The following is a 9,263-nucleotide window of genomic DNA, read 5'->3' as shown; positions in this document are numbered from 1 at the left end:
ACACAGAATTTTCTGATTTGTCAAGCTCCGGGTTTTACACCGTGTCAGTTACCTGACCAGTCATTCAAGCTTCGGTGCGGGCCTCTTGGCCAAGGCGGTGAAACTTGCCTAACTGCTCTCTGCGGCGCTTACGGGAAAACCCTGTGTGTGCTGCAGCGAGAAAAGAACTATAGCACGATGATTTTCCGCCTTGCAAGCCTTCTTTGACATTTTTCTGGATATTTGAGGAGGAAAAATTCTGCAGAACGATGTAGCCGATTGATAACTATGAAGAATAACTATAAAAATAATTTTTTGATTAACTTCGAATTTTTGCCTACGGGCGGAAGACTTCAGCCCTCTACAGAGCAAAACATGGACTGACCGCTGTTTTCCTCAAAGAAATTCGTCAGATCATCCCCCCCACCCTCTGATAACTCTCCCTCCATATAGATAGGAGGGGAAATTCCTTCCCAAAATAGTCGTCTGTCGATGGATCGGCTGACTGACTGACTGACTGACTGACTGACTGACTGACTGACTGACTGACTGACTGACTGGATGGTTAGATGGTTGGATGGTTGGATGGTTGGATGGTTGGATGGTTGGATGGTTGGATAGTTGGATGGTTGGATGGTTGGATGGTTGGCAAACAGGCTAGCGGCGGTAAACACACAGCGCCATGCCCTCGCCCCAAATCAAGAGTGTCTCTATATAGATAGGCGGTTGAGTGGCCTCCAAGATCGAGCACGATGCAGAGCTGTTAGCCGCTCGGGGCCCCGGTACGGGGTGTTGGGGCGAGTCAGACGACTTGCCGCAGTCGGAGTCACCATCGGGGATGCAAGCAGTCTGCTGTTTGAGCCCAAGGTTTGTGATTGGTCCGGGGGACCAATCACTGGGCGAGTTCAGACTGCGCCCTGATAGTGGCTCTGACAAGGGGACCGGCGCGTAGTCCGCCCCATCACCCCGTACCGGGGCCCTGAGCGGCGTCCTACATAGAGCGGCTAGAACCACATCCACCCCAAAGCAGCCTCCTGAACAAAGACAAGCAAAGCATTCATCACCCCTAAACACTCTATATAGTCATAAAGGCATAGCAGCCTCACTGACTTGGCCCTACACTAGCTCGGAACAGATATTCCTTTAGCGAAACTAACTATGCATGAAGACATCCTGATTAACGTCACTCCGTTTGAAACCCGTGTTGCCCTGGTCGAGCAAGGTGCTGTCCAGGAGATTCATATCGAGCGCAGCATCCAACGCGGCTATGTGGGGAACGTGTATCTGGGAAAAGTGGCTCGGGTTTTACCCGGCATGCAAAGTGCCTTTATTGATATAGGGCTGGAACGCGCGGCATTTATCCACGTGGCCGACTTGCGCCAGAATCGCGCCGAGCGCAATCAAGGTAGTGCGACCACACCAATTGAAAAGCTCCTGTTCGAAGGCCAGTCTTTATTAGTACAAGTCATCAAGGATCCTTTGGGCACCAAAGGCGCTCGTGTCTCGACGCAGATCAGCATTGCTGGCCGCATGCTGGTGTATCTGCCTTTTGATCCTCATATTGGTGTGTCGCAACGCATTGGTTCGGATGCTGACCGGATCGAGCTGCGCGAACGCGTCAGCCGTCTGATGCCCAAGGATGAAAAAGGCGGTTTTATCGTACGGACTCAAGCCGAATGCGCAACCGATGAAGAGATCAGTGCAGACCAGCTATACCTGCGCACCTTATGGACCCGTATTCAAGAGCGTATCCGCGAGCAAGGCGCCCCCTCTGTGCTTTATACGGACTTGAACCTGGCGCAGCGTGTTTTGCGCGATATGGTCACACCCAACACCCAGTCCATCGTGGTGGATTCGCGCACGGTCGTGCAAGAGATGAAGGAATGGGCACAGATTTATACGCCATCCGTGCTGGAGCGCATTAATCATCACAAAGGCAGCCGCGCCTTGTTCGATACCGCCCATGTCGATGAAGAGATCAACCGCGCCTTGTCACGTCGAGTGGATCTGAAATCGGGGGGTTACTTGATTATCGATCAGACCGAAGCTCTGACGACGGTAGATGTGAATACAGGTGGTTTTGTCGGCGGCCGCAACTTCGACGACACGATTTTCAAGACTAACCTGGAAGCAGCGATTGCCCTGGCCCGCCAACTGCGCCTACGCAATCTGGGTGGCATCATCATTCTGGACTTTATTGATATGGACGACCCCACTCACCGGGAGTCTGTCTTGCAAGAGCTGCAAAAAGCACTGGCCAAAGATCGTACTCGTGTGACGATCAATGGCTTTAGCCAGTTAGGTTTGGTGGAGATGACACGCAAACGCACGCGTGATTCCTTGGCGCACCAACTGTGTGAGCCCTGCCCCACCTGCCAATCGCGTGGTTCCGTACGTACGGCCCGTACCGTCTGCTATGAAATCCTGCGCGAAGTGCTGCGCGAGGCCAAGCAGTTCAACCCTAAAGAGTTCCGTATTCTGGCGGCTCAGGAAGTGGTGGATCTGTTTCTGGAAGAAGAAAGCCAGCATTTGGCCGTGGCGGGCGACTTTATCGGCAAGCCTATCTCCCTGGAAGTAGACCCGCACTACTCCCAGGAACAGTACGACATTATCTTGCTGTAAGTGCTCTGCTTTGGGATTGGCTGGGTAGCCAATCCCCTTCATCCCTTATCGCACGGCAAGATCTCTGCAGTCTGCAAGCAGGTATCACTCAATAGCGGTTTGGACTCAGTTGGCCAGCTCAATAGAACAAATCAAACAAATAGAGCAAAGCGCTTTATGTGCGCCATGAGTGGTTTGTCATAAAAGGCATCAACAAACACACCACTACACCCAGGCTAACGCTGTATTACAGCTCACTCGCGCGAGCATCGACACACACAAAGCCCAGACACACATGCAGAGGCAGTCAAGCAAACGGTATCTGGCAACTAACAGCCAGAAAACAAGCCCGTAGCCTATTCCGCAACCTGATGACGAATAACATTAAAGCCCTCTGACTGCTGCGGTGCTACAAAATAGCGGCTGAACAAATCAAACTGCGCTTCAGTTGCTTCAAAGGGATGTTCCCCACGGGCATTACGGGCATGCAAACGCGCTTTGCACACAGCATCAGCCACATCCAGATAATGCAGTTCGTGAGCCACGCCCGCGTTTTCAATCAACTCCCGCGCCCAAGCTCGTGTTGCCAGCGTGTTGGAGGGAAAATCCAGCACCACGGATACCCCGGCCTGCAACAGACCCGTAATATGCGGTGCCATGGCGGTACGCAACAAGCCGGAACAACGAGCGTAATCCTCCAAAGACCCAATTTGACTGGGATACAAGCTAGCCAGCCAAAAGTCTTCGCTGATCAGGACTGTCTTTGACTGCTCGGACAGTTTCTTGGCGAAGGTGGATTTGCCCGCCGCAATCTTGCCGCAAATCAGATAGAGCATTGTTGCCGTCACGGCGGTCTGTTTGACTTGGGTTGTAGAGGCAGAATCCATCATCTCTCTTATTAGAAGCAACTAAAAACAATAAACCCGCCTGAACAGACGGGTCAAAAGCAGGTTTGTCCTGCCGTTTGGGCACCTCACGTATTGGAAGTGCCTCGTTGCGCAACGCTTGAACTATTACAGCGGTGCAACGGGGACAAAATCATCTTCGGGCAACACCTCTTTGGGCGCATCATCAGGATTGCACACGCCCGGAGCACGAATAGAGGTGAAGATTTCCTTGATTTCTTTTTTTACATCGGCACGGTAACTATAGACCTTGGCATCTACCCACCCCTTTTGCATCAAGGTCAGATCAATCAAAATACTGTTATCCCAACCCGCCCCCGGCTCCAGTTCATAACGCAAGGTGCCGTAGCTGGCCTGCCCCGGTTCCATCTTGAACACAGCGGCTTTGCCACACTCTGCCTGGTGCTTGAACAAGGCACGCTGAATGCTCACAAAATCCATATTGATGCGTCGCTCAGTCTTGAAAAAACTGGATCGACGCAAATCCTGTTCCCGCAATTCTGCATTCTGCTTGGCACATCCTGCCAACACAGCCAGCCCGGCCAGCGCAAGAATGATCTTCTTCATGATGTTCCTTATCGTGCAGCCTGAAGCCGCTTATTCGTTGAACTGAAACTGCATTTGGTAGAACCCGGCATACACACCATTGCGGGCCAGCAATTCGTCGTGACTGCCCTGCTCAATAATCCGCCCCTCATCCAGCACCAGGATTTGATCGGCATTTTGTACGGTAGACAGGCGATGAGCAATCACCAAGGTACTGCGCCCCTTCATCAAGGTTTCCAGAGACATCTGAACCTGACGCTCGGATTCGTTATCCAAGGCGGAGGTTGCTTCATCCAGAATCAAGATGGGTGCATTTTTTATCAGGGCGCGAGCAATGGCCAAGCGCTGACGTTGGCCGCCTGACAGGAAGTTGGCGTTCTCGCCAACCATCGTATCCAGGCCTTGAGGCAAACCCTCTACAAACTCACGCAGATTGGCTGCTTCCAGGGCCTCCCAGATACGCTCCGGTGAGACCTCGGCTCCCGCGCCATAAGCCACGTTTTGGCCGATCGTCGCCTCAAACAGCACCACATCCTGGCTGACCAAAGAAATCTGGCTACGCAAGCTGCGCAACGTCAGCTCTTCCGAGGGGATACCATCGACCCGCAACTGCCCGCTGCTTGGAATTAGAAAGCGCGGCACCATATTGGCCAGCGTGGTCTTGCCACTGCCGGAACGACCAACCAGCGCAATGGTCTGGCCGGGCTGCACCGCAAAACTGACCTCAGACAAGGTGTCGCGATGGGCGTTAGGGAAACGGTGAGAGACCGCATCAAATTCGATATGGCCACGAACGGGCTGCTTGAACTCCCGTGTTCCTGTGTCAGGCTCCGGATCCTGATCAACCAGCTTGAACACGCTTTCTGCCGCTACCAACATGCGCTGCATGGTGCCCGTAATATTGGTCAAACGCTTGATAGGGTCAAAAATCTGCCCCAAAGCAGCCATGAACGCCGCAAAACTACCGATAGTCAGTGTGCCGGTATTGGCCTGATACAAAGCCACAAAAATCACCCCGGCCACAGCGATGGACACAAACAACTGCGTAATGGGCGACAAGGCCGCATCCGCAGAAGCGGCGCGCATGGCAAAACGGCGCAGGCGCGCGCTCACGTACATGAAACGTGTGTTTTCACGCTCGTAGCCGTCAAACAGCTTGATGACACGCTGAGCATCAATGGCTTCGCTGACCACGCGGGTCAGCTCGGCGTTCATATTCACCGTATCGCGGTTAATGCGGCGCAAGCGACGCGACACCATCTTGGCAACAAAGACCGACGCGGGCATCACCAAAAACACGATGACCGTTAATTGCCAGGACATATAGAGCAAGACGCCCAGCAAGGCAATCACTGTCAGGGTTTCACGCACCACGACCGTGACCACCTCGGTAGCCACCCCGGTCATGGTGCCAGCATCAATCGTAAAACGGTTCAGCAAACGCCCCGTATCCCCTTGCTTGAACTCCGAGTCGGACAATCCCAGCAAGCGGGAGAACATGTCGCCACGTAAAGTCAGCAACATTTTGTTGGCGATCCAGGCAAACAGATAGGAGCTACCGTAACTGGTCACACCCCGCACAAACATCAGTCCGATCACGGCCAGCGGAATGGACCACATGTAATCAGGCTTGGCACCGGTAAAGCCATCGTCCAGCAACGGCTTCATGATCACCGCCAGCACCGGCTGGGTAGCCGAGGACAGACTGACCAGGATCAATGCCAACACCGCTACCTTCCAATAAGGCAGCAAACGGCTGTAAATGCGCCTCCAGAGATCGGATTTGACGGGATCGTGCCCAGCAGGCTTGATTTTGGTTTCTATGGCGTTGGACAACGAGGACACCCTATATACTATCTAATTGTGTTTATTCTAACGCTCATTGCCTGAATCGAGCGTCCCCGCTTTGGTTCGTTCTGCCTCGTTGTCCCTGTTCATGTCTGATCCCTCTGCCCTTTACCTACGATTGCCTAATTGGCTAGGCGATGCATGCATGAGCCTGCCGTGTTTACAGGCTCTGCTCGATACCGGTTTGCCCGTTGTGGTTTGCGCCCGTCCCTGGGCCCGCGAGCTGCTGTCGGCGTACCCTTTGCATGGCTTCATCCCCATGAGCAGCCACTGGCACCAGGATGCCAAAGCCATACGCCGCTATCGTCGCCAGCACGGCCATCGCCATGCGTATGGCCTGCTGCTGCCTGATTCGCTTAGCAGTGCGCTCAGCTTCAAACTGGCTGGCCTGCCAGCCTGCGGTTATCGGGACGACGGCCGTAGCCTTTTATTACGTTGGCCTTTAAATAAGCCGCAAAAGCGGTTGCACGCGGTGCAATCCTGGTTCTATATTGTTCAACAGGCTTTGAAGCTGTGGAATTTGAACCCGGCAGCCGAACAAGCCCCAGCCACCCTGGATTTGACGCTCAGCCCCCTGCAACGGCAAGAAGGCGACAACAGTTTGCGCCAAGCCGCCCTGCGCCCCGGTGACTATATTCTGATCGCCCCTACTGCAACGGGACTGCACAAAGGCCGCGTCAAAGTCTGGCCCTATTTCGACCAACTGACCCGACATCTGCAAGCCCAAGGCAAAACCGTCATTATGTGTCCTCCGCCCAACGAGCATGAGGCTGCCCTGCACAATGCGCCCAGCGCACGTTGTCTGCCGCCCCTACCCTTAGGGGCGTTTGCACGGCTTTGCCAACAGGCGCAGTGGGTAGTTTGCAATGACTCTGGCGTCTCCCATGTCGCCGCGGCCATCAAGGCGCAGCAGCTGACCTTATGTGGCGTCACCAACCCACAAGACACGGGCCCCTGGTCACCACGGGCGATCTGCCTGGGACGTGATGGCCAATGGCCTACGCTGAACGAAGTGGTGCAAGTGTTGGAGTCAGAACAGGAGCACCCATGAGCGTATCGAGCATCCTGACCAGCCTGGTCATTCCATTGAACTTGTTTGCAGCCCTATTACTTCTGGCAGTGTTGCTGTTTATCTTGCGCCAGCGTAAAACGGCTGCCGCCCTGGCCTTGGCCGGACTGCTCTGGACCGGTGCCTGGTCCCTGCCCGCCACCAGCCTGTATGCCGGTGGGTATCTGGAAAAAATGTATCCCTACCAGCCTGCTGAACAGGTGATGCAGGCCGATGCCATTGTGGTTCTAGGTGGCCACACTGCCCAAAACCGCAGTAATTGGTTCTTACCACAGACAGCCCAAAAGACATCGGCACGCGTAGAACGGGCGGCTGATCTGTATAAGGCAGGACGTGCGCCTTACATCGTCTTGTCGGGAGCAGCGCTGGACGGCGGCATCAGCGAGGCCAAGGTCATGGCCAACACCCTGAACAACCTGAATGTCCCCACCTCGGCCCTGCTGATGGAAAACGACAGCCTGACCACTCAACAAAATGGCGAATATACGGCCAAGCTGTTGCAAGAAAAGCAGGCCAAGCATGTCCTGCTGGTGACTTCAGCCTTGCACCTGCCACGTGCCATGGCCATTTTCCGCAAGCAAGGGGTTGATGTGATTCCAGCCGGTGCAGCCCCACAGTTAACGGTTCCGAACAGTCCCGGGTTTTCCAGGTGGAAACCCAATCTGATGGCCCTGCAGTCCAGCCGCTCCATCATTAAAGAATATGTCGGGATTCTGGTGTATTGGTCCCGAGGCTGGGCATGATTTGTCGCTCCGAATGCGGGGCCTGCTGTATCGCCCCCTCGATTTCCAGCCCTATCCCCGGCATGCCCCACGGCAAGCCAGCCGGTGTGCCCTGTATCCAGTTGGATGAGCAACTGCGCTGCCGGATTTTCGGCCAGCCCGAACGGCCTGCCTGTTGCTCTGGTTTACAGGCCTCGCCTGAAATGTGTGGCACCAAGCGCGAAGAAGCCTTGCTCTGGCTGGCAGAGTTGGAAACGCTGACAGCCCCCCAGCCCTAACGAGCGAGATAAAAAAAAGAGGTGTTCTGAAATACACTCAAAACGCCTCTTTGTATACACCCTTAATAAGCTGACGCTGACAGCGCCCGCGCTTTCAAATAGGCCTGATAGGTATCTACTGAAAAGCGTTGCGCGTCAAACCGCTTCTCTGCCCGCTTCCTGGCCCGTCTGCCCACCGTTTGCAAGCAATACTTCTGACACAGCATGTCTCGCACATGCGCTTCAATGGCCTCGACATCACCGCAAGGCACCACCCAGCCTTCATGCAAGTGTTCAATACTTTCAGGCAAGCCACCGGCATTGGAAATCAGAACTGGCAGCCCCAGTGCTAGGGACTCGTAACACGCGTAGGAGGCAGATTCTTTATAAGACAGCACAAAACCCACATCACATGCAGCCAACACCGAACGTACATCCTTGACCAATCCAGGAAAGAGCACTTGTTCGGCGCAACCCAAAGCCTGCACTTTTTCGCAGACGGCGGCGGCTGGCGGATCCCCCGCCACCACCACCCGGACTCGCTGTTTCAGCTCTGGTTCCAGACGAGCAACCGCCTCCACCAGCAGCAACCAGCCTTTTTCCAGATCGGTACCACCTACCGAGCCCAGCACCAGACAATTGTCAGGCAAAGTCGAGCCGAAGAGCGTCTGACGTGCGGCCCACTTTTCCTGCGGGCTCACTGGACAATAATGCTCCAGGTCCAGGCCGTGATAAATACGTTCCACATTGCAACGTCGGTAATCGGAATTAGCCAGTTGCCGCGCCACATAATCGCTAACGGCAATACAAAGATCCGTCCCAAAGCGCGCCCGCAAGCGGTTACCCACGCTATGGAGACGGTTGGTATTGTGTTTGGTCCAGATAATGACCGGAGGATTAGGCAGCGTTTTACAAGCGATCATGACATGGCGGTGATCGGTGCTGCCATTGCAATGCACGATATCAAAAGCCTCACGCTGCAAAAAACGGCGCAAACTCCATATCTCTGATAACGCCGTCCCGATACGGGCGGTGTACAGGCCCGGCAACACTCTGACGCCAGGTACCTGCAAAGCTTCACGATACAGTCGGCCTGTTGCCGGGACCGCCAGAGTGAAATCACACTGATGAGCCAGCCCACGCAACAAACCCAAAATATAGGTAACATGGCCTCCGCCATTACCGTGATGAATATCAGTGATCAGGACCTTCAAAACTCGCTCCGTCAGCGGCTATGAATGACAGGCAAATGCTCTGGCCGAGCATCTACGGGTCACAAAGTGTATCCGCTATTGCGCAAGCTGAACAATGACTGAACAGCAGTTTTGAAAATTTA

The 9,263-nt window shown here is 54.4% G+C and carries 8 protein-coding genes; 4 read left to right on the top strand and 4 right to left on the bottom strand.

The window, feature by feature from the left end:
- The first annotated feature begins 1,137 nt into the window (after positions 1 to 1,137).
- Positions 1,138 to 2,601 (top strand): ribonuclease G, encoded by a 1,464-nt coding sequence (gene rng, locus AC6I6N_RS12945; protein WP_094196047.1) that lies wholly within the window; start codon positions 1,138 to 1,140, stop codon positions 2,599 to 2,601.
- Positions 2,602 to 2,936: 335 nt separating this feature from the next.
- On the opposite strand, the gene AC6I6N_RS12940 is transcribed toward rng, so the two are convergent.
- From AC6I6N_RS12940 to msbA, 3 genes are all read right to left on the bottom strand, one after another.
- On the bottom strand, positions 2,937 to 3,467 hold the full coding sequence (locus AC6I6N_RS12940; RefSeq protein ID WP_395029508.1) for a P-loop nucleotide/nucleoside kinase family protein: 531 nt from the start codon (positions 3,465 to 3,467) through the stop codon (positions 2,937 to 2,939).
- A 126-nt stretch (positions 3,468 to 3,593) separates the two neighbouring features.
- Positions 3,594 to 4,052, bottom strand: a complete 459-nt coding sequence (locus AC6I6N_RS12935) for a hypothetical protein (protein ID WP_094196046.1) — start codon at positions 4,050 to 4,052, stop codon at positions 3,594 to 3,596.
- Positions 4,053 to 4,082: 30 nt separating this feature from the next.
- Positions 4,083 to 5,876 carry a lipid A export permease/ATP-binding protein MsbA gene (gene msbA, locus AC6I6N_RS12930; RefSeq protein ID WP_094196045.1) on the bottom strand — a complete coding sequence of 598 codons (1,794 nt, stop codon included), beginning with the start codon at positions 5,874 to 5,876 and terminating at the stop codon, positions 4,083 to 4,085.
- Between the two features lie 148 nt (positions 5,877 to 6,024).
- Here msbA and AC6I6N_RS12925 point away from each other — a divergent pair, with 148 nt between their 5' ends.
- The 3 genes from AC6I6N_RS12925 to AC6I6N_RS12915 are packed head-to-tail and all read left to right on the top strand — an operon-like array spanning position 6,025 to position 7,948.
- A complete protein-coding gene (locus AC6I6N_RS12925) occupies positions 6,025 to 6,930 on the top strand; it encodes a glycosyltransferase family 9 protein (protein WP_094196044.1) in 906 nt (301 codons plus the stop codon).
- A complete protein-coding gene (locus AC6I6N_RS12920; protein ID WP_395029507.1) occupies positions 6,927 to 7,691 on the top strand; it encodes a YdcF family protein in 765 nt (254 codons plus the stop codon). Before AC6I6N_RS12925 ends, AC6I6N_RS12920 begins: the two co-directional genes overlap by 4 nt.
- Positions 7,688 to 7,948, top strand: coding sequence for a YkgJ family cysteine cluster protein (locus tag AC6I6N_RS12915; RefSeq protein ID WP_094196042.1), 261 nt, complete (start codon positions 7,688 to 7,690; stop codon positions 7,946 to 7,948). The genes AC6I6N_RS12920 and AC6I6N_RS12915 overlap by 4 nt, the downstream gene beginning before the upstream one ends.
- Positions 7,949 to 8,010: 62 nt before the next feature.
- Here AC6I6N_RS12915 and AC6I6N_RS12910 read toward each other — a convergent pair whose 3' ends face one another.
- Complete coding sequence (locus AC6I6N_RS12910; RefSeq protein ID WP_395029506.1) at positions 8,011 to 9,141, bottom strand: glycosyltransferase; 1,131 nt, start codon at positions 9,139 to 9,141, stop codon at positions 8,011 to 8,013.
- Positions 9,142 to 9,263 lie beyond the last annotated feature (122 nt).

The organism is Alcaligenes sp. LTN-3, from assembly GCF_059735605.1.
This window is presented reverse-complemented; position numbering and strand designations above follow the sequence as displayed.

Coding starts and splice junctions, on each gene's coding strand:
- AC6I6N_RS12925 (WP_094196044.1), top strand. CDS start 6,025: ATGAGCCTGCCGTGTTTACAGGCTCTGCTCGATACCGGTTTGCCCGTT.
- AC6I6N_RS12935 (WP_094196046.1), bottom strand. CDS start 4,052: ATGAAGAAGATCATTCTTGCGCTGGCCGGGCTGGCTGTGTTGGCAGGA.
- rng (WP_094196047.1), top strand. CDS start 1,138: ATGCATGAAGACATCCTGATTAACGTCACTCCGTTTGAAACCCGTGTT.
- AC6I6N_RS12920 (WP_395029507.1), top strand. CDS start 6,927: ATGAGCGTATCGAGCATCCTGACCAGCCTGGTCATTCCATTGAACTTG.
- AC6I6N_RS12940 (WP_395029508.1), bottom strand. CDS start 3,467: ATGGATTCTGCCTCTACAACCCAAGTCAAACAGACCGCCGTGACGGCA.
- AC6I6N_RS12915 (WP_094196042.1), top strand. CDS start 7,688: ATGATTTGTCGCTCCGAATGCGGGGCCTGCTGTATCGCCCCCTCGATT.